Here is an 18,722-nt window from a genome sequence, read left to right as displayed (position 1 = left end):
CACCCTGATTGGTTGAATGCCAATCAGGGTGTTTTTGTTTCAAAGCCTCTAAATCAGTAAATTAGTTTCTCTTCTCTACTTGTACAGTTAGTTATTCGATTACCGCATCATTTTTAAACTAATGACAAGAGAATCATTTTTGAAGAAAAGCCTGCTTACAGCGGCAGGTCTCTATCTAACCCCTGGCCTCGTTTCCGCCTTTGGCAACCAGATGTTAATGAAAACAATTCCATCAACCGGAGAACAAATACCTGCCATAGGAATGGGCTCCTGGCTGACCTTCAATGTAGGCGAATCAGAACATGAAAGGGCTCCAATGAGAAACGTGCTGATGGAATTCATTAACCAGGGAGGCAGGGTGATTGACAGCTCTCCTATGTACGGCCGGTCAGAACAAGTGATTGGAGAGCTTGCGGCAGAGCTGGAAGTTACGGATAAGCTTTGGGTAGCCACCAAAGTTTGGACACAGGGGAAGGCTGCTGGCAAAAGACAGATCGAAAACTCGTTGGGCCACTTTCGGAAATGGCCCTCAGTGCTTCAGGTGCACAACCTTGTAGACCTGGACACTCACCTGGAAACGCTTCGGTCTTTGAAAGGAGAAGGCAAACTCAAATATGTCGGCGTTACTCATTACCTCGACCATGCCCACAAACAATTGGCTGAAATCATAAAAAGGGAAAAGCTGGATTTCATTCAAATCAACTTTTCTGTCCGCAACACAGCAGCCGAAGACTACCTGCTTCCGCTTGCCGCTGACCGTGGTGTTGCCGTCATTATCAATCAGCCCTTTGAAACTGGTGGGCTTTTTAACTATATTCAGGGAGTTTCTTTGCCTGCCTGGGCAAAGGAATATGGCATTAACAGCTGGGCGGCATATTTCTTAAAGTACATCATATCAAACCCAGCCGTTACTTGTACCATTCCCGCCACCACACAGGTGGCACATGTAAAAGAGAATATGGCTGCTTGCTACGGTGAACTACCTGATCAGGCCACAAGAATAAAAATGAAAGACTATTTCAAAAAGAATGCCCTATGAGTAACAGAAGAAAATTTATTGGCCAATCGCTGGTCGGCCTGTCAGGCCTGGCTTTGAGTTCTCATGCTTTTGCCAACATCATCGTTCCCCGCCAAAAAGATAAACTGGGCGTAGCCCTTGTTGGGCTTGGCTACTACAGCCGTGACTTGCTCGCTCCGGCCCTTCAGCTAACGCAAAACTGCTACCTCGCAGGCATTGTCACCGGCACGCCATCCAAAATCCCTGAATGGCAGCAGAAGTACAACATCAAGGACAAAAACGTTTACAACTACGACAACTACGATCAACTGGCCAACAATCCGGACATAGACGTTATTTATGTTGTCCTCCCTCCTTCTATGCACGCCGAGTATAGCATAAGAGCGGCCAATGCTGGCAAGCATGTGTGGTGTGAAAAACCCATGGCGATGAGCGAGGCCGAGTGCCAGAGCATGATTGATGCTGCCAACAAAAACAAAGTGAAGCTGAGCATAGGCTACCGCATGCAACATGAGCCCAATACAATTCAAATCATGAGGTTCCAAAAAGACCAAACCTATGGCAAAGTGCAAAAGGTGACCGTTGCTGCCGGCTACAGGGAAGGGCGCACCGACCACTGGAAGCAGATCAAAGCAATGGGAGGCGGCGTCATGTACGATATGGGTGTTTACCCTCTCAACGCTGCCCGATATGCCACAGGGCTTGAGCCAATAGCTGTCACAGCCAAAGCCTCCACAACCAGGCCCGAGATTTACCATGAAGTGGAAGAAACCATTGTATTCGATCTTGAATTCCCAGGCGGAGCCACAGCAGCCTGCGAGGCTAGCTTTGGCAGGGGCATGAATGCCATGCAGGTCGATTGCAGTAATGGTTGGTACAAGCTGGAGCCATTCTCCGCCTACAGCGGCATTGATGGAGTAACCAGCGACGGCATCAAGCTCAACAAGCCGATCAACAACGAGCAAGCCAAGCAAATGGACGACGATGCCATGGCTATCATGAAGAAACAGGCAGTGATGGTGCCTGGAGAAGAAGGCTTGAAAGATATTCGGGTAGTGGAGGCTATTTACCGATCTGCAAAAGACGGGGGAAGGGTGTCGATAGGATGATATGCAGAAATTTGAATATAAGATAGTAACCATAAGCGTTGCCCATTTGAAAAAGAAGGACTTTCAGTCGGAGCTGAGCCGCAACTTTGATGAGTGGGGAGCTGAAGGCTGGGATTTGGTGAAGTTCGAGCCCGTGCTTGAAAGCTGGTTTTTATTTAATGATGTAAGGACGAAAGAATTTATCGTGGTCTTCAAAAGAGAGAAGAGCAGTGGACGTCCCCACGTGCTTTGATCAGTTTGACCAAAATCTGATCACGTAAATCCTTTTTCCTGACTTTAGACTACACATTGCTCTTCCATGACGTCTCCCAAAAAAACGCTCCGAATATGCAAAAAGGGGCACCAATACTACAAAAGCAGCGACTGCCCTGTATGCCCTATTTGCGCCAGCGAAGAAAAGCCGGAGGATGACTTCCTGAGCACACTGGTGGCACCAGCCAGGCGTGCACTGCAAGGCAAGGGCATCACTACGGTGCGGGAGCTCGCCATGCACACCGAAACAGAAATAATGCAGCTCCACGGAATGGGACCCTCCACCCTGCCGAAGTTGCAGCAAGCCCTTGCATCTGCCGGGCTGTCTTTCAAACCCAGATGATACAATGAACATACCTTTCCAAACCATCGACTGGGCGTCAGTGCCCAAAACCGAGCACCCCGGCGAAACTGGGATCTCCTTTTGGCAAACCCTCCAATTTTCAGGATTGCGAGTACGCATCGTTGAGTACGGTGCAGGCTACCTGGCCGACCATTGGTGCCAGAAGGGGCATATTGTCTACTGCATTGAGGGGGAATTTGAAACCGAGATGGAGAATGGTCAAAGCTTTATTTTGAATAAAGGAACGAGCTATGTGGTTTCGGATGGGTTAAGCTCCCACCGTTCAGTTTCTAAAAGCGGGGTGAAGCTATTGATTGTAGATGGTGATTTCCTGAAAACTGAAAGCCTTCCCTAACTTCCCGAAAAAAATTACTACAACCTGTCCAATTGATCGATACTCATTTGATATGAGGGTGTAAATCAATTATTCCGAAACATTAAATTTAACATTATGGATGAGTATGTATTGATCATGAGGCATGAGGACGGAGCCAAAGTAGCTTCAGCCGAGCAAATGCAGGAGTGGATGAAGCAAACCATGGACTGGATCGGTGGCATTGCTGCACAAAACAAATTTGTTAGTGGCACAGGTCTTCCATTCGACAATGCCAGGGTGGTGAATTCAAAAAAGGTTGTTACCAACGGGCCCTTCGGCGACATCAAGGAAACCATCGGCGGCTTTATTACTGTTAGGGCAGAGTCAGTTGAGGAGGCCGTGGAGTTTGCGAAAGGATGCCCGGTGCTGCAAGGCGAGGGCAACACCATGGAAGTTCGGAGAATTGCCAAAAACGACGGGGTTCATTAATACTAGTTCCTGGTGGTGTCGCCAGCGAAGGTTGTGGGCACCACCTAGTAGATACACCATGCTCTATACCCCACTTATTGATCAATGACCCACCAGGAGCTCATTCCTCACCTGTTCCGCACTGAGTTCAGCAAAATTACCGCTGTGCTTTGCAGGCGCTTTGGAGCCGACCATATCGAAATGGCCGAGGACATTGCCAGCGAAACCTTTATGCTGGCCATAGAAACCTGGACCTACAGCAAGATTCCTGAAAACCCTACCGCCTGGTTGTATGCAGTGGCCAAAAACAAAGCGAAAAACCACGTCACCCGTCAGCATATTTTCACGTATAAGGTCAAACCTAATTTGCCACCCCAGGAGCTGACAACAGCAGAAATCGATATCGACCTATCGGAGCAGAACATTAGCGACAGCCAGCTGCAAATGTTGTTTGCCATTTGCCATCCGGCTATTCCCCTGGAGTCGCAAATTGGTTTGGCACTCCGAATCCTTTGTGGGTTTGGCATCGATGAAATCGCCAATGCCTTTTTAACCAATAAAGAAACCACCAACAAGCGACTGTTCAGGGCAAGAGAGAAGCTGAGAATAGAGAAGATACCGATAGCGATCCCCGGAGAAAACGAGATCAACAACCGGATAGATGCTGTACTCATCACTTTGTATCTCCTGTTTAATGAGGGCTACTACTCGGAAAGCAAGGAAGCTGTGGTGCAGGAAGATCTCTGCCAGGAGGCGATGAGGCTCTGTCGGCTGCTCATAGGTAGTCCTCAAACAAATACGCCGTCCGTCAATGCGCTGATGGCGCTAATGTGTTTTCATTCCAGTCGGTTTCAGGCAAGAAAGGGTACAAACGGAGAATTTGTTCTTTATCAAAATCAGGACGAATCGCTCTGGAACCAGAAGCTGATCGCCAGCGGTGTTTTCCACCTGAAAGAAGCCTCTCAGGGATCCCGGATTTCCAAATACCATTTTGAAGCAAGCATTGCTTACTGGCATACAATCAAAGAAGACACAAAAGAGAAGTGGGAGAATATTCTGCTGTTGTACAACCAGCTTTTGCAATTAGAATACTCACCCATAGCTGCACTGAACAGGACCTATGCCCTCGCCAAAGTCCAGGGAAAAGAGGCAGCCATCGTGGAAGCGGAGAAATTGAAATTGGTTGACAATCACTTTTATTTCACGTTGTTGGGCGAGCTTTACAAAGACATCGACAACACTCAAGCGACATACTACCTTGAACAGGCACTTGCCCTCGCCAAAACATCGACCGACAGACAAACGATTCAAAGGAGCATTGATTTGCTTAGGTAAATAGCCGATTTTTGAACTACACCACCGTACAATTTTTGTACATATTTGAACAGAAAAAATCGAGATCTCATCTGACCAATCTACACTCAGTTGCCTGATTCAGCTATTCACCTGCATGGCACGCCATTTGTCGTAACAGGCTCTTTACCTACTGCTTGCCGTAATGATTAAGAACTTTCTCCTTATTTCTGTAAGGAACATTTTGCGCAACAAAGGTGCGGCTTACCTGAATATTCTGGGGCTTACACTGGGCATGGCTGCCTGCATTTTCCTGTTTAATTATATCCAGTCTCACCTCTTCTACGACCAGCTGCCGGGCAGGAACAATGTGTTTCGTGTGGAAACAACTACCTCCACAAGAGGTGAAATTACGGTCAGAGATGCCTTCACTGCGCCGGTTGTCGGCCCTCATCTTGCTGAGCTTTATGAAGGAGTAAATGACTATGTCCGCTTGCTACCTTTCTCTGAATACGGCAGCGCTTTCTTCAAATACCAAAAACATGATTCTCTTGCCTTGAGCGTTTTTGTTGAAAAAGCCTACTACGCCGACCAATCCATACTAAACGTTCTTTCGTTGAAGCTACTTCAGGGAAATCAGGATTCGGTGCTTACAGCCCCCAACACCCTACTGCTCTCGGCAACGCTGGCAAAAAGTATCTTTCCCAAGCAAATCGAAGAAAACACCTCCATTATTGGCCAGGAGTTTGTGTCCGCAGCCGCTGGGTTTTTCGAACAAACGTACGTTATCGGCGGGGTATTCGACGATAGGCCTGTGAAGACCCACCTCAAATTTGACCTGCTGGCCTCTTTAAGCTCTCCAGCCACCGGCATGAACAACCCTGGCATGCAGCACTCGGAGGTCATTTATACCTACGTCCTCGTGTCACCAGATTTTGATATTTCGGCTGTTGAAAAGGCGGCCACTTCCCCGGTGTCTTCTGCACAAATGGACACTTACGAAAAAGGAATTTCGCTCCGCCCTATTGAAGACATTCACCTGACGACGGACATCTCCAATGAGCCCGAAAACGGCATCAGTCCTACCTTGCTCATCTTTCTTTCTGTGATTGCTGTCATCATTGTTGTGCTTGCCTGCACCAACTACGTTAACAACGCCATCATTAATAGCATAGAAAGAGCCAAAGAGATCGGCGTAAGAAAGCTTCTTGGGATAACTCCCACCCAGCTTACGCTCACCTTTGTGGGTGAGGCATTGCTCACCAACACCCTTGCAGGCGTGCTCAGTATCTTTTTCTTTCTGTTTGGCACCAAGCTGATCGTGATGTACACCAAAATCAGCTACCCCCCAGTAGGGTATTCCAATATGGCAGTCTTTATTCTCTTTCTAATTGTGCTTATTCTGGTGAGCACCCTGTTATCAAGCGCCTACCCTGCTTTTCACCTCTCATCACTCAACCCAATCGATTCTCTACGAGGCAAAACAAGCGTGCTCAATTCAGGCAACCTTGGCAAAGGAAGCAGCATTATCCGCTCCCTGCTGATCTTCCAATTGACGTCTTCCATCATCTTTCTGTCGGCTGTTTACATCGTTTATCTGCAACTGGACTATATGGAGAGAAGCGGCGGCACCTCCCGTGAGATCAAAATGAGCGGCGTATTTCCCGGTCTGCCGGGTGCCAATGAAGAGTTCACCAATCAGGTCGATCGTTTTATACTTCACAACAAGGGTGAGGGCATCAGGGGCATTGGCATTTCGAACCTCTATCAGGGAAAAATCAAAACAATGCAGGCTATTTCGGGCCTGGCACCCGTAGAAAAACAGGAAGATGGCATCTATGTAAAGCTCTTTCCCGGGCTAAAAGACACCACCTATAATTTATATGTGATCGATCAACAGTATTGGAAAGACTCTTCAGCAGTTTTTCGGGCTGGGCGCAACTTCAGAAATATGGGTGACGATTTCAACTCTTTGATTGTGAATGAATCGGCCGCCAAAGCATTAGGTTTCGGCGACCCGGAGATGGCAGTGCAGCAAACCATTGACTCCCGGGGCGGCTACCATATGGTGGTCGGCGTGGTCAAAAACCAACAGCCTGATTCTCCTCCGTCCATTTATGTAACAGGCTTCCGGCACAGGACGTACATGGATTTTGTCTTATTCTACCAGCCCAATCAAAGTGAGAACATATCAACCTTCTTGCAGGAAATGAAATTTCAAATCGGGACATATTTCCCCAATTTCTTCTTCCTGAGCAGAGGCTTCGAAAACAGATTGGCCCTGGAGGAAGGCATGCTGAAAATGTTCTTCTTTTTCGCCATTATCGCAATAGTCATTGCCAATATGGGCATGTTTGGGCTAGCCTCTTATGTGACGCAGAAACGAACAAAGGAAATTGGTATCAGAAAAATTCTTGGCGCCCCCACCCACAATATTATGCTGCTGCTGCTCTACGATTTTCTGAAACTTATTCTCATCGCCTACCTCATCTCCAACCCCATCGTATGGTTCAGTGCCAAAGAGTGGTTGGACGATTACCCTTTCAGGATCGGGCTCGACCCCACGTTGATACTTTTCCCGGTACTTTTTATTCTTTTCATTTCCACGCTGGTCATTGCTGAGAAATGCTGGCAAACGGCGATAAAGAGTCCCCTCGACTCCCTGGACGCCAATTAAGTCGCTGACGTTGCACGGAATGACCCATCGTCGCCAGGCAAATCTGCTCAAATTGTAACAAAAAGGCCTTTTTTCTCGTTAACTATAATACAACCAGTCTATTTTAATAAATTATTTGTAACAAAACCGTAAAATTATGAACTCTGGAAAAGTATTAGTTAGTGTATTGGTAAGTGCATCTATTGGAGCTGCCTTAGGAATACTTTTTGCCCCTGCTAAAGGTGCTGCGACAAGAAAGAAGATCAGCAAAAAGGGAGATGATTATTTTGATGAGGTAGAATCCAAGTTCAATAAGGTTATTGATAATGTGTCTCAGAAAATAGAGACCGTTGGCAAAGAGGCCATGCGACTTTCGAAAAATGGAGCTTCTAAGTTAGAAGATGCTAAACTGGTCGGCAGAGACAGTTAAGTCTAAATCACATATAAAATATCAATCCAACTTCCCGAAAGTAGCCGTCATTGGAAAAACTTTCGGGAAGTTTTGTTTTGGGAGGTGCCACCGGCATCGGTCATTAAATTTCACCGCTTTCAATTGTATCACCCAACTCCTTTTCCTCCAAATTTCGTATAATTAGTAACTAACAAATGGCTTTCTGTAAGGAACCGCCTTCGCACCCGGTTTCGTGGCTACGATATTTGTGAACCAGCTTGCTGCCCACCAATCACTAGTTATGCCGCCCACCACGCACTACTTATTCTGCCCAGCACTACCTATGTGTGGTGCGCACCGCAGCCTCCTGTTAAGCCGTTATCAAGCCCCTGTACTGCACTTATCCAGAAAGGAATAACGCCTTTACTACCTATGTCATAGGCGCTTGTCACCTGGTCGCATAAGGGCTTGTCACATACCTGCTAAAGGTCTTAACCTGAACTGGATTAGCCTTTCACAGCACTCCTCTTCCTGCCTTCCGCTTTTTTTCCTTAATTGACTCCCGAACGCCCATTTTACTTTTCTGTTTCCAATATTAAACTTCTCTTCTATGATCAAAAGATTACTAGTAATACTAGCCTGCGCTGTTGGCGTCAACGCCCAGGCACAAAAAATCAGTGCAACCAAAGCCACCGCCATCAAAGACATCGAAGGCCGCACTTCCGAGCTGACCACTATCAGCGACAAAATATGGGCAGCTGAAGAAATCGCCTTTCAGGAAACCGTCTCCGCTGACCTGCTGGCCGACTATGCGGAAGCCAACGGTTTCACTGTCGAACGTGGTGTGGCTGGCATTCCGACTGCCTTCATCGCTACCTACGGTAGCGACAGTCCCGTCATCGGTATTCTTGGTGAATTTGACGCACTGCCAGGACTCTCGCAGAACACTGTGCCCTATAAAAGCCCTTTGCATGACGGCAAACCAGGCCATGGCTGCGGACATAACCTGTTTGGGACAGCGAGCCTGGGCGCTGCCATAGCAGTGAAAGACCTAATGGCACAAGGTAAGCTGAAAGGCACCATCAAATTTTTCGGCACACCCGCTGAAGAGAAATTCTTCGGCAAAATATGGATGGCGAAAGCCGGCCTTTTCGATGACCTCGATGCCTGCCTCGACTGGCACCCGGGCGCTGAAACCAAAACGGCTGTACAAAGTGGGCTGGCCCTGGTGGACTTTACAGTTGAGTTTTTTGGTCAGGCTGCCCATGCCTCCGGCGACCCCTGGAACGGCCGCAGTGCTTCCGACGCCCTCGAGCTGTACGCCCATGGCATCAACGCCTACCGGGAGCACATTAAGCCGACAGTGCGTATCCACTACCACATTCAGGACGGTGGCCAGGTGGTGAACGTAGTGCCCGACTACTCCCGCATTTGGGTGAGGGTGCGTGACGACAAAAGGGAAGGAATGAACGAGGTATACCAGCGGGTAAGAGCCATGGCTGAGGGTGCTGCTATTCTTGCGAATGTTGACTACAAGATCAATCTGGTGTCGGGTATCTACGAGGTGCTGGTCAACCGCAGCGGGGGCGCTATCATACAAAAGAACCTGGAACTGCTAGGCCCTATTACTTACACAGCCGAAGAAACAGACTATGCCAAAAAGATTCAGGAAGCAACGGGGAAACCACAAATTGGCCTGAACAGTAAAATTGAGCCCATGGAAGAAACACTCGAACATCCGGGCGGTGGCTCTACCGACGTGGGTGATGTAAGCTGGGTGGTACCAGTCGCCCGCCTTAGCGTGGCTACGGCGCCAGATGGCACACCATGGCATTCGTGGGCGGTAGTAGCCTGCGGAGGCATGTCCATTGGGCACAAAGGTATGATACACGCAGCCAAGGCACTGTCCATGTCCGCCATTGACTTGTTCGAAGATCCCAAAAAGGTAGAAGCCATGAAGAAGGAGTTCAAAGAAAGAAAAGGCGATCATGTGTATACCCCGATGATCGAAGGCCCGCCGCCGATAGGGAAAGAGTAAAACAAAAAAGGCTGCCAAAAAAGGCGTCATTTCCATCGTGAGGGAGAAATCCCCCTGACTTACTGCCAGGTCTGGGAGATTTCTCGCCGCTTCGTCACTCGAAATGACGTCGCCTTCCATTTTTTGAGACATCTATTTTTGTTTGTCCTTTTTGTTCTCATAGGTAAAATCCGTCGTGACATGTTCAAAACATTTGTTTAAATTGTATCAAACAACACTACCTATGAAAACTTCCCTCACCCGTCGCCAGGCTTTGAAAGCTGGCACACTGGCTGCTTCTGCCGCTTTTGTTAATTTACCCGCCCTTTTTGCCAAGTCTCCTTCTTACAACGCCGAGTTCCTTTCCATGACCGACGAAGAAAGGGCTTTTTACTATTTCGAGGGACAGGAAGGAGTTAAAGCGAGGCTTTTCGCTAACGAGAATCCATTTGGGCCATCGGAAAAGGCAATTGCTGCTATTACCAATTCTCTGAAGGACAGCTATATGTATCCTTTTGACGAAAGGGCAGAACTACAAAGAAAAATAGCTGCTTACGAGGGTGTATCCGAAGACTTTATTCTACTTGGATCGGGATCCACTCAACTGCTAATGGCTGCTGGTGTCGCTTTCGGCATGAAGGGTGGTGAGATTGTCATTTCCCATCCTACTTTCGACAGCCTGCCAAAATACGCCGAAGGTGTGGGTGGCAAGCTGGTGAAAGTTGAGGTGGACAGTGGATTGAAACAACAGTTGGGCAAAATGGCCGATGCAGTTAACGGCAAAACTTCTCTGGTGTATACAGTGAACCCGATGAACCCAACCGGAACTCAGGTATCGGGTAAGGAGATGAGGGATTTTTGTAATTCCGTAAGTGACAAGGCCCCTGTTTTTGTGGACGAGGCTTATATCGACTATCACCCTGAAGGGTTGAAAGCGAGTACGATTTCCTGCGTGCAGCAAGGCAAGAATGTCATTGTTTGCAAAACCTTCTCCAAAGTGCATGGTTTCGCTGGTTTACGAGTGGGCTATTGTGTAGCCAAACCAGACCTGCTGGCCAAAATGAAACCATTCTCCACCGGCGGGTTTGACTTATCCAGGCCAGCCGTTCTGGCAGCGACCGCTTCGGTGGACGACAAGGCATTCCTAAGCATGAGCGTTCAGCAAACAGAAGAATCCAAACAACTTTTATACAAAGGCTTGAAGGCAGTTGGTGCCAACGTCATCCCTTCTTTCACCAACTTTGCTATGTTCCCCATCGACATGAATGGCAGCACCTTCCTCAGCCGCATGAAAGAAAAAGGCGTGCTGGTGAGATCCTGGAACTTCAAAAATCAGGACTGGTGCCGGGTGAGCATTGGGCGCAAAGACGAAATGGAAGCTTTCAACAAGGCCCTGGCTCAGGTTGTTTAGCTGAAAAATTGCATATAACTGTGTGGCGGGCAATCTGTCCCGATACACTCAATCTTTTTTCAGTTTTTTTTAAGTCATTTCAAACGTTTTCGATGCCCCATAAAGGCACTTTGTGCCAGACACGATGGTGACAGTAGTTGAAAATCACTGGAATTATCGCAATGTTTGCCTCTGTTTTTTTGACTATTGACAAAAGATGCTCCCTAAGATAAACCCTACCAGTACTGAAGCGTGGAAGAAGCTAAAGACACATTTCAGTCAAATGGAAAAAGTGCACATGAAGGATCTTTTCAAAAAGGATCCTTCCCGTTTCGATAAATTCCATTTAAAGTTCGAAGACATTCTTTTTGATTTCTCAAAGAATATCATCACCGAAGAAACGCTTAACCTGCTGTTGGAACTTGCAGAGCAGGTGAAACTGCAGGAGGCCAAGAAGCAGATGTATTCAGGCGAGTGCATCAATGTAACCGAAAGTCGCTCAGTACTCCACGTAGCCCTGCGCAACCGTAGCAACACACCCATTATTGTTGACGGGCACAACGTGATGGAAGACGTGAACGCAGAGCTGGCAAAGATGAAGGCTTTCACGGAAAAACTGCATACTGGTGAATTGAAAGGATTTTCTGGTAAGGCAATCAAGCATGTTGTCAATATTGGCATAGGAGGCTCTGACCTGGGGCCCTACATGGTTACCGAATCGCTCAAACCCTATCAGGTAGAGGGCATTGAAAGTCACTACGTATCGAATGTGGATGGTACTCATTTGCTGCAGACGCTCAAAAAGGTAGATCCGGAAACTACCTTGTTTATTATCGCATCCAAAACCTTTACCACGCAGGAGACCATGACCAATGCCGAGTCGGCGAGAGATTGGTTGTTGGCTGCCTGTAAGGACGAGAAATATGTTCGCAACCACTTCATCGCCCTTTCTACCAACACGGAGAAGGTGGTGCAGTTTGGCATTGCCGAAGAGAACATGTTCAAGTTCTGGGACTGGGTGGGTGGCCGATATTCTCTTTGGTCAGCGATTGGGATGTCAATCGCCTGCGCCATCGGGTTCGACAACTTCATGGAGCTGCACGACGGTGCCCATGCCATGGACAACCACTTCCTGAACACATCCCACGGAGAAAACCTTCCAACGATATTGGCGCTGGTTGGCGTGTGGTACAACAACTTCTTTGAGGCTGAAAGCCAGGCCATCCTCTGCTACGACCAGTACATGCACCGCTTTGCACAGTTCCTGCAGCAGGGTGAAATGGAGAGCAACGGCAAGTCGGTGGGGCGTGATGAAAAAGACGTCAATTACGAAACTGGTACCATTGTGTGGGGTGAGCCGGGCACCAATGGCCAGCATGCTTTTTATCAGCTTTACCACCAGGGCACAAAGTTGATTCCTTGCGACTTCATTGCTTCGGCCAACAGCCAAAACCCTTTGGGAGACCATCAGGAAAAGCTTCTATCCAACTTCTTTGCTCAAACAGAAGCATTGATGATTGGCAAAACCAGAGAAGAGGTCATTGCAGAGTTGAAGAAGGCTGGCAAATCGGATGAAGATATTGAGGCGCTAACACCGTACAAAATTTTCAGAGGCAACCGACCTACCAACAGCTTCCTGATGAAGAAATTAACGCCCAGGGCACTTGGGTCGCTGATAGCCCTTTACGAACACAAAATCTTCGTGCAGGGCATCATTTGGAATGTGTACAGCTTCGATCAGTGGGGTGTGGAACTTGGCAAGCAGCTGGCCAATCAGATTCTGCCTGAGCTGCTCAACGGCAATGCAGTAACCAGCCACGATTCGTCTACCAACGGACTGATCAATGCTTACAAAGGGCTGAAGGAGTAAACTTCAAAAGTCACAGACACAAAGCGTTGCCTGAGGCGACGTAAATCCCTAAATTGTCATTCACTTTTTCGTTGACATGAACAGAATAGACCGGCTATTTGGGGTAGTTACTTATATCCAATCCAGAAAATACACATCTCTTCAGCAGCTGGCCGAGAAGTTCGATAAAAGTGAGCGAACGGTGTTTCGTGACCTTCGGGCAATTTCTGACATGGGCCTGCCCCTGGGTTTCGAACCCAACAAGGGATACTTCATCACTGACGGCTATTTCCTCCCTCCGGTTTCCTTCACCAATGAAGAAGCCAACGCACTTATACTCATGGCTTCGCTGGCCGACCAGTTTACCGACAAGTCCATTATCAGGCACAGCAAAACGGCTGTCGAGAAAGTAAAGGCTGTACTTAAGGGAAGCCAAAAGGAAGGCGTGGATCACCTGCATGAGCAAACCCGGGTGCTTAAGTGGCACCATGACATGCTTGATGCGCAGTATCTCACTATCATTCAAACGGCCATCAGCAGTAAGCAAGTGCTTAAAATGACATATGAAAACAAAGGGCTTGAAACCAGCACCAGAGAGGTGGAGCCTGTCGGTCTTTTGTTCTACATGTTCGACTGGCACATGATTGCCTGGTGCTGGAAAAGAAACGACTACCGTGACTTCCGTGTGGTACGGATAAAGAAGCTTGAATGCATGGCAAAACCCTTTAAAAAGCAGGATCACATCAACCTTGACGACTACATAAAAAATCTTCCTGAAAATTTTTCAAATTCGATGACATAGGGCTGTCAGTAGCAGGTATTTCTTTGAATATAAATAGCAAAGAAATGAACCATAGCCTTACCATTAAAAGAACCTACCGTATCCAGAACACTGTTTCAAATGTTTGGCAGTCGCTCGTCTGCCCTACCCTGATCGAGCAGTATGCTCACAACTGCGAAATCGCTGAACGGAACTCGGAGGAAGTGGCCGGTTCCATCGAAGCATGCGCAACTTTCAGATCGGGCGACATCCTCGAATACGAGAAAGACGTCAGGGTTAAGTTTTCTACTTTTGACCCAAACGCCGGGCTGGCCAATGTGCCGCAGAATTACATTCACATTTCCTATGAGCTATCTGAGGTTGGCAACGAAACCGAACTCAGCATTACCATTGAAAACTTCATGGAAGAAAATGAGCGGTTCAAGCACTCCCAGTCAAAATGGAAGAATATATTGTCTCCAAGAGTTGAGAGCTTGCTGGCCAGTTAGTCTGGTTACCGAATTATGAAAGACCACAAACCAGTTGGACAAACAAAAGATGCCGGTTTTCAGATCGGCGTTCGGAAGACGTTTGCAGTCGACAGGGATACGCTCTGGGCATTTGTTTTATCTAAAAAAGGCGTTAGGCTTTGGTTTGGTGACGTAGCAGCTGAGCTCCCCTATCACGAACCTTTCAGGAGCGACGAAGGAATGGAAGGCCTTATCACCACCTTACAGGAAGGCTCCCATCTTAGGATGAAATGGAAGAAACCTGACTGGGAACATTTTTCTATGCTGCAGATCAGGGTTATTCCGGCAGCAGATAAAGCAACGCTTTCGTTTCATCAGGATCACCTGACAGATGAAAACCAGAGAGCAGAAATGAAGGCCAACTGGACCAGTATCATGGAAAAAGTAGGTGACTGTGTTGCGTCTCTGTGATTTCTCGTTTTAGCAATTCACCATTCCCTTTGCTCACTTTACCATTGACGTATTGTAAGCACATTCATTTGAAGGGAAACCCTACCTTCGGAAAAACAACCTCCTCTTGCCATGCGAGTAACCTCATTTGCCTTCTTTCTACAATTCTTGCTCCTCAGCACCATCACAAGTGCTCAAAATGACTTCAGGGTAGTTGGCTACTATTCGCTCAAAGGAGCCCAAACAGGAGAAGTGAAGAATGTTCCTTTCAAACAGCTGACGCATATAAACTTATGGTTTCTAAATCCAGACACGGAAGGAAACTTTGTCGATGACTTATCGGGCTTGACTTCGTTCGTCAAAGCAGCTCATAAGCACGATGTAAAAGTGCTCTTTTCTATTGGTGGCGGCAGTCATCAGCCGCAATACCAGGCACTGCTTGAAGATGGACAGAGAAGCAAATTCATTGAGTCACTCGTGATGCAGGTAACCAAATATGGACTGGACGGATTGGACGTCGACCTCGAAAGTGCCAATATAGATGAAAACTATGAGGTGTTTGTGACAGAACTCGGTGTAGCGCTCAGGGCACAAAACAAACTCATGACAGCAGCCATTGCCGTGTATTACAAAGACCAGCTTACCAACAAAGCCATTGCGCAGTTCGACTTTGTAAACGTGATGAGCTACGACCGCACGGGCCCCTGGCGGCCAGAGAAACCTGGCCCTCATGCCTTGTATGAGCACGCTGTGGACGACCTGACGTATTTTGGTGAAGATCGCCAGGTGCCGAAAAGCAAGATGACACTTGGTGTGCCTTTTTATGGCTACGGCTACGGCCCTGAACTGACTTCCAAAGCCATCAGCATGAGCTATGGCAAGATTGTCGAGACCTTCAACGGCTCAGAGCTCAAAGATGAATGGACAATGCCTGATGGGAAGATTCTCTATTACAACGGCATCCCCACTATAAAAAGGAAAGTGGCCCTTGCCAAAGAAAAAGCTTCCGGCATCATGATCTGGCAGATTCAAGGTGATGCCAAGGGGTCGAAGTCTTTGTTGAAAGCAATTAATCAGGCTAAATAGTCAGGATTGGGCTTCACCCAATCCTGCGGGTATACCGCCCTTTCAGGGGTGCCCGGCTCAGGGCTTGTATACGATCACTTCAGAGCCCTGAAGGGGCGGCATAATCTTGCGAAGGGTGACAGCCTTTCGCAAAGAGAAAAAAATGTACAACTTCTCAACTACATTGACAGGCTTGAGCCTTCATCTCAGAGGGGTACCGACAATCTTAACAAGCAACCATTGCCGGAGGCTAAAAGCAGAACACTGCTAAACTCCCCTCCCACGTTGGCCCCTCTGCATACCTCCTCCCAAACCTTCACTTACTTTGCTATATTTAATCTATATACGATAGTAGTAACAAATATTTTAATTCACTCATAATCAACACATTAAAACATATAAATGCCAAATATTTCTATATTCCTCAATCACTTTTTCCCCTTTCCCTCCTGCTTCGGTAATTTCATAATGCTCAAGGGTGTGCAGTAGATTTCAATACGTTGAGTTATCGAAGCTCACTGACTCCTTTGACTTTACTACTCACTCCTGCCCAAGTAAACTGATACATTATGATACAACCCTACTCAAACAGCAGAACAATGAAGTTCGAAGGCGACAGCAAAAGCAGCGACCTTCTCATAGGAAATTTTGGCGATGTAGAATTCATAGCCAACGGTCAGTTCGATTTGGCTGGTATGATTTACAACCCAAAGGGTGCTATCGAATTTGATATAGCAGGCACCGGTGCCGTTTCATTTAACGGCATCTGCCGGAAACTCACAGTAAAAAATGCATCTGGCAATTGCCGCCTGGACTTCAGTAAGCTCAATTGCAAGGAAGTGAAGTTCATCTCGGTAGAAGGAGGCTCTCAGGTAATTATCGGAGCAGCCAGGTTCATCAGCGAAGCAATTTTAAAAGACGATGCCATTCTCCAGTGTTCAGACAAAACGATATTGATTAACTATACTGTTTCAGATAAATCTCAAATAGAAAGAATGCCGAAAATGGCCAGCTAGGCCACAAAACATTTTTCTGTTGCTTCGTCGCAACGATCAATTACAAAGTATCATTCCACATCATTTCGGGCAAGCACCCGAAAGGTTTGTAGGGTTGACCGGGGGTTTTATGTCTCCGGTCTTTTTTTGTGCTGAAAAAAGCTTAAAATGAGTTAATTTTCTAAAGGAGGAGAAATATCTTGTCAGGTGCTGGTGCTGTTATGGCCTTAACCCCAAAACAGGCACTCACCGATCGAGAAATTCAACCGCCTTTTATGCCGGGTTAACTCAATGAAAAAGCACCTCTTAATTGCCCTTTTAGTTCCTTATTTTGCTTTCTCTCAAGAGGTTACTCTTTTGAATACCGATAGTATTTTAACAGTACTTGAAGGGGAAATTGCAATTAGAGAAACCTACGTACAAAAGAAGTTAGCCACCTTAGATGCGTATAAGTCCTCTCTCAGTAAATCAACCAGCCTCACAGACAAATACAGAGCATGCTGGCACATAGTGGATCAATACAAGTCGTTCCAGTACGATTCCGCATTTTTCTATTCTCTCAAGCTCTCTGACCTCGCCTATCAAATCGGATCGTTTGAATGTATTCAAACCGCCCGCATCAAAACAGCTTTTGTGCTGGAGTCGGGCGGACTCCTGAAGGAGGCTGCAGACACCCTGGAGGCGGTAGACCTCACAAACGTTCCCGACAGTATCCGAAGTGAGTTCTATTCCGTCACCACAAGGCTCTACGATTTTATGGCCTACTTCGTAAAGGATTTTTATTACGCCAAAATCTACCAGCAAAGAAGCAGAGACTATATGAACAGGGAATTGGCGCTTCATTCTCCGTCCTCCCTTCGCTCTCATTTTATCCGCATCCAGATTAGTCAGGCTGATGGGAACTTTGAAGAAACAGAAAGAGTCTACCTCTCAATGGTCAAAAATTTTAAGTTGACTCACCATCAGTTAGCCATGAGATCGTATGATATGGGAGTTGTCTTTGATGAAAAATTCCCGGAAAAAGCCATTTACTACAAAGCGCTGTCTGCCATAAATGACATAAGAGGTGCTGTAAAGGAGAACGTCTCTATGCGGGAACTTGCAGAAAGCCTTTTCAGGAAGGGCGACTTGCGTCGGTCATCCCTGTTTATCAAGCAAGCCCTCGATGATGCCAACTTCTACTCTTCCCGGCTTCGAAAAGTGGAAGTGTCAGACATACTTCCAATTATCGAGGGAAAGCAGTACCAGGAGTTGGAAAGCCGAAACACAAGGGTCATCAAATACTCCTACATTATCACACTGTTGGTGATTGTGCTGGGGCTTTTCTTGTTTATCATTTTCAGACAGCTCAGCAAACTCCGGATATCAAAGCGGAACCTCGACGCTGCCAACGAGTCACTTTTCAATACCAATCACAAACTGGAAGAATCCAACAAAATCAAAGAGGCCTATATTGGACAGTTTTTCAACCTGATTTCGGAGCACCTGTTCAAAACTGAAAAACTGGTGACATCCATCAATCGAAAACTGAGTCAACGAAAGTTTGACGACCTCTCAGAAATCACCGACAACATTAATTCCTTCAAAGAGCGGGAGCTGCTTTACAAGAATTTCGATGATATGTTTCTCAACCTCTTTCCTGATTTTATTGAGAAGCTGAATGGCCTGCTGAAAAAAGATGAGCAGTTGGATTCGAATATGAAGTTACTCACACCTGAAATCCGCATATACGCTCTTATGCGACTAGGGATCAATGACAATAATCAGATAGCCAGGCTATTGAACTATTCGATCAATACCATTTACACTTACAAAACACGACTTAAGAACAAGGCTATCGACCCCGAAACTTTTGAAGAATCCATCATAGATATATAGTA

18 protein-coding genes are annotated in these 18,722 nt (G+C 46.9%); all 18 read left to right on the top strand.

Annotation, left to right across the window (positions count from 1 at the left end):
- Window positions 1-121 precede the first annotated feature (121 nt).
- The 18 genes from RT717_RS06420 (at window position 122) to RT717_RS06335 (ending at window position 18,720) form a co-directional block, all read left to right on the top strand.
- Complete coding sequence (locus RT717_RS06420) at window positions 122-1,039, top strand: aldo/keto reductase (protein WP_317490916.1); 918 nt, start codon at window positions 122-124, stop codon at window positions 1,037-1,039.
- Window positions 1,036-2,127, top strand: coding sequence for a Gfo/Idh/MocA family protein (locus RT717_RS06415; protein WP_317490915.1), 1,092 nt, complete (start codon window positions 1,036-1,038; stop codon window positions 2,125-2,127). The genes RT717_RS06420 and RT717_RS06415 overlap by 4 nt, the downstream gene beginning before the upstream one ends.
- Window position 2,128: 1 nt before the next feature.
- Complete coding sequence (locus tag RT717_RS06410) at window positions 2,129-2,359, top strand: DUF4177 domain-containing protein (RefSeq protein ID WP_317490914.1); 231 nt, start codon at window positions 2,129-2,131, stop codon at window positions 2,357-2,359.
- Between the two features lie 66 nt (window positions 2,360-2,425).
- Window positions 2,426-2,722: an RNA polymerase alpha subunit C-terminal domain-containing protein gene (locus RT717_RS06405; protein WP_317490913.1), complete on the top strand. Its 297-nt coding sequence runs from the start codon at window positions 2,426-2,428 to the stop codon at window positions 2,720-2,722.
- A 4-nt stretch (window positions 2,723-2,726) separates the two neighbouring features.
- Window positions 2,727-3,077, top strand: coding sequence for a DHCW motif cupin fold protein (locus tag RT717_RS06400; RefSeq protein ID WP_317490912.1), 351 nt, complete (start codon window positions 2,727-2,729; stop codon window positions 3,075-3,077).
- Window positions 3,078-3,173: 96 nt separating this feature from the next.
- Window positions 3,174-3,527 carry a YciI family protein gene (locus RT717_RS06395; RefSeq protein WP_317490911.1) on the top strand — a complete coding sequence of 118 codons (354 nt, stop codon included), beginning with the start codon at window positions 3,174-3,176 and terminating at the stop codon, window positions 3,525-3,527.
- 84 nt (window positions 3,528-3,611) lie between these two features.
- The gene (locus RT717_RS06390) at window positions 3,612-4,841 is read left to right on the top strand and encodes an RNA polymerase sigma factor (RefSeq protein WP_317490910.1); all 1,230 of its coding nucleotides are present in this window, start codon (window positions 3,612-3,614) and stop codon (window positions 4,839-4,841) included.
- A 163-nt stretch (window positions 4,842-5,004) separates the two neighbouring features.
- Entirely contained in the window at window positions 5,005-7,476 is a 2,472-nt protein-coding gene (locus RT717_RS06385) for an ABC transporter permease (protein WP_317490909.1), read from the top strand.
- 136 nt (window positions 7,477-7,612) lie between these two features.
- Window positions 7,613-7,885, top strand: coding sequence for a YtxH domain-containing protein (locus RT717_RS06380; RefSeq protein ID WP_317490908.1), 273 nt, complete (start codon window positions 7,613-7,615; stop codon window positions 7,883-7,885).
- A 571-nt stretch (window positions 7,886-8,456) separates the two neighbouring features.
- Window positions 8,457-9,884 (top strand): amidohydrolase, encoded by a 1,428-nt coding sequence (locus tag RT717_RS06375; protein WP_317490907.1) that lies wholly within the window; start codon window positions 8,457-8,459, stop codon window positions 9,882-9,884.
- A gap of 223 nt (window positions 9,885-10,107) precedes the next feature.
- Window positions 10,108-11,274, top strand: coding sequence for a pyridoxal phosphate-dependent aminotransferase (locus RT717_RS06370; protein WP_317490906.1), 1,167 nt, complete (start codon window positions 10,108-10,110; stop codon window positions 11,272-11,274).
- A gap of 196 nt (window positions 11,275-11,470) precedes the next feature.
- Complete coding sequence (gene pgi, locus RT717_RS06365; protein ID WP_317490905.1) at window positions 11,471-13,123, top strand: glucose-6-phosphate isomerase; 1,653 nt, start codon at window positions 11,471-11,473, stop codon at window positions 13,121-13,123.
- Window positions 13,124-13,199: 76 nt separating this feature from the next.
- The gene (locus RT717_RS06360; protein WP_317490904.1) at window positions 13,200-13,904 is read left to right on the top strand and encodes a helix-turn-helix transcriptional regulator; all 705 of its coding nucleotides are present in this window, start codon (window positions 13,200-13,202) and stop codon (window positions 13,902-13,904) included.
- A gap of 44 nt (window positions 13,905-13,948) precedes the next feature.
- Window positions 13,949-14,371, top strand: coding sequence for a hypothetical protein (locus RT717_RS06355; protein WP_317490903.1), 423 nt, complete (start codon window positions 13,949-13,951; stop codon window positions 14,369-14,371).
- A 15-nt stretch (window positions 14,372-14,386) separates the two neighbouring features.
- The gene (locus tag RT717_RS06350; RefSeq protein ID WP_317490902.1) at window positions 14,387-14,803 is read left to right on the top strand and encodes an SRPBCC domain-containing protein; all 417 of its coding nucleotides are present in this window, start codon (window positions 14,387-14,389) and stop codon (window positions 14,801-14,803) included.
- A gap of 111 nt (window positions 14,804-14,914) precedes the next feature.
- The gene (locus RT717_RS06345; RefSeq protein WP_317490901.1) at window positions 14,915-15,868 is read left to right on the top strand and encodes a glycosyl hydrolase family 18 protein; all 954 of its coding nucleotides are present in this window, start codon (window positions 14,915-14,917) and stop codon (window positions 15,866-15,868) included.
- A 548-nt stretch (window positions 15,869-16,416) separates the two neighbouring features.
- Window positions 16,417-16,863, top strand: a complete 447-nt coding sequence (locus RT717_RS06340) for a hypothetical protein (RefSeq protein WP_317490900.1) — start codon at window positions 16,417-16,419, stop codon at window positions 16,861-16,863.
- A gap of 270 nt (window positions 16,864-17,133) precedes the next feature.
- Complete coding sequence (locus tag RT717_RS06335) at window positions 17,134-18,720, top strand: DUF6377 domain-containing protein (protein ID WP_317490899.1); 1,587 nt, start codon at window positions 17,134-17,136, stop codon at window positions 18,718-18,720.
- Window positions 18,721-18,722 lie beyond the last annotated feature (2 nt).

Source organism: Imperialibacter roseus, assembly GCF_032999765.1.
In the GTDB taxonomy this organism is placed as follows: domain Bacteria; phylum Bacteroidota; class Bacteroidia; order Cytophagales; family Cyclobacteriaceae; genus Imperialibacter; species Imperialibacter roseus.
Note: the sequence above shows the minus strand (reverse complement) of the source record. Positions and strands in the feature narration are given on the sequence as shown.

Bases quoted from the DNA above. Each gene is read 5' to 3' on its own strand.
- RT717_RS06390 (WP_317490910.1), top strand. From the start codon at position 3,612: ATGACCCACCAGGAGCTCATTCCTCACCTGTTCCGCACTGAGTTCAGC.
- RT717_RS06395 (WP_317490911.1), top strand. From the start codon at position 3,174: ATGGATGAGTATGTATTGATCATGAGGCATGAGGACGGAGCCAAAGTA.
- pgi (WP_317490905.1), top strand. From the start codon at position 11,471: ATGCTCCCTAAGATAAACCCTACCAGTACTGAAGCGTGGAAGAAGCTA.
- RT717_RS06360 (WP_317490904.1), top strand. From the start codon at position 13,200: ATGAACAGAATAGACCGGCTATTTGGGGTAGTTACTTATATCCAATCC.
- RT717_RS06410 (WP_317490914.1), top strand. From the start codon at position 2,129: ATGCAGAAATTTGAATATAAGATAGTAACCATAAGCGTTGCCCATTTG.
- RT717_RS06405 (WP_317490913.1), top strand. From the start codon at position 2,426: ATGACGTCTCCCAAAAAAACGCTCCGAATATGCAAAAAGGGGCACCAA.
- RT717_RS06340 (WP_317490900.1), top strand. From the start codon at position 16,417: ATGATACAACCCTACTCAAACAGCAGAACAATGAAGTTCGAAGGCGAC.
- RT717_RS06345 (WP_317490901.1), top strand. From the start codon at position 14,915: ATGCGAGTAACCTCATTTGCCTTCTTTCTACAATTCTTGCTCCTCAGC.
- RT717_RS06415 (WP_317490915.1), top strand. From the start codon at position 1,036: ATGAGTAACAGAAGAAAATTTATTGGCCAATCGCTGGTCGGCCTGTCA.
- RT717_RS06370 (WP_317490906.1), top strand. From the start codon at position 10,108: ATGAAAACTTCCCTCACCCGTCGCCAGGCTTTGAAAGCTGGCACACTG.
- RT717_RS06375 (WP_317490907.1), top strand. From the start codon at position 8,457: ATGATCAAAAGATTACTAGTAATACTAGCCTGCGCTGTTGGCGTCAAC.
- RT717_RS06335 (WP_317490899.1), top strand. From the start codon at position 17,134: ATGAAAAAGCACCTCTTAATTGCCCTTTTAGTTCCTTATTTTGCTTTC.
- RT717_RS06420 (WP_317490916.1), top strand. From the start codon at position 122: ATGACAAGAGAATCATTTTTGAAGAAAAGCCTGCTTACAGCGGCAGGT.
- RT717_RS06400 (WP_317490912.1), top strand. From the start codon at position 2,727: ATGAACATACCTTTCCAAACCATCGACTGGGCGTCAGTGCCCAAAACC.
- RT717_RS06380 (WP_317490908.1), top strand. From the start codon at position 7,613: ATGAACTCTGGAAAAGTATTAGTTAGTGTATTGGTAAGTGCATCTATT.
- RT717_RS06350 (WP_317490902.1), top strand. From the start codon at position 14,387: ATGAAAGACCACAAACCAGTTGGACAAACAAAAGATGCCGGTTTTCAG.
- RT717_RS06355 (WP_317490903.1), top strand. From the start codon at position 13,949: ATGAACCATAGCCTTACCATTAAAAGAACCTACCGTATCCAGAACACT.
- RT717_RS06385 (WP_317490909.1), top strand. From the start codon at position 5,005: ATGATTAAGAACTTTCTCCTTATTTCTGTAAGGAACATTTTGCGCAAC.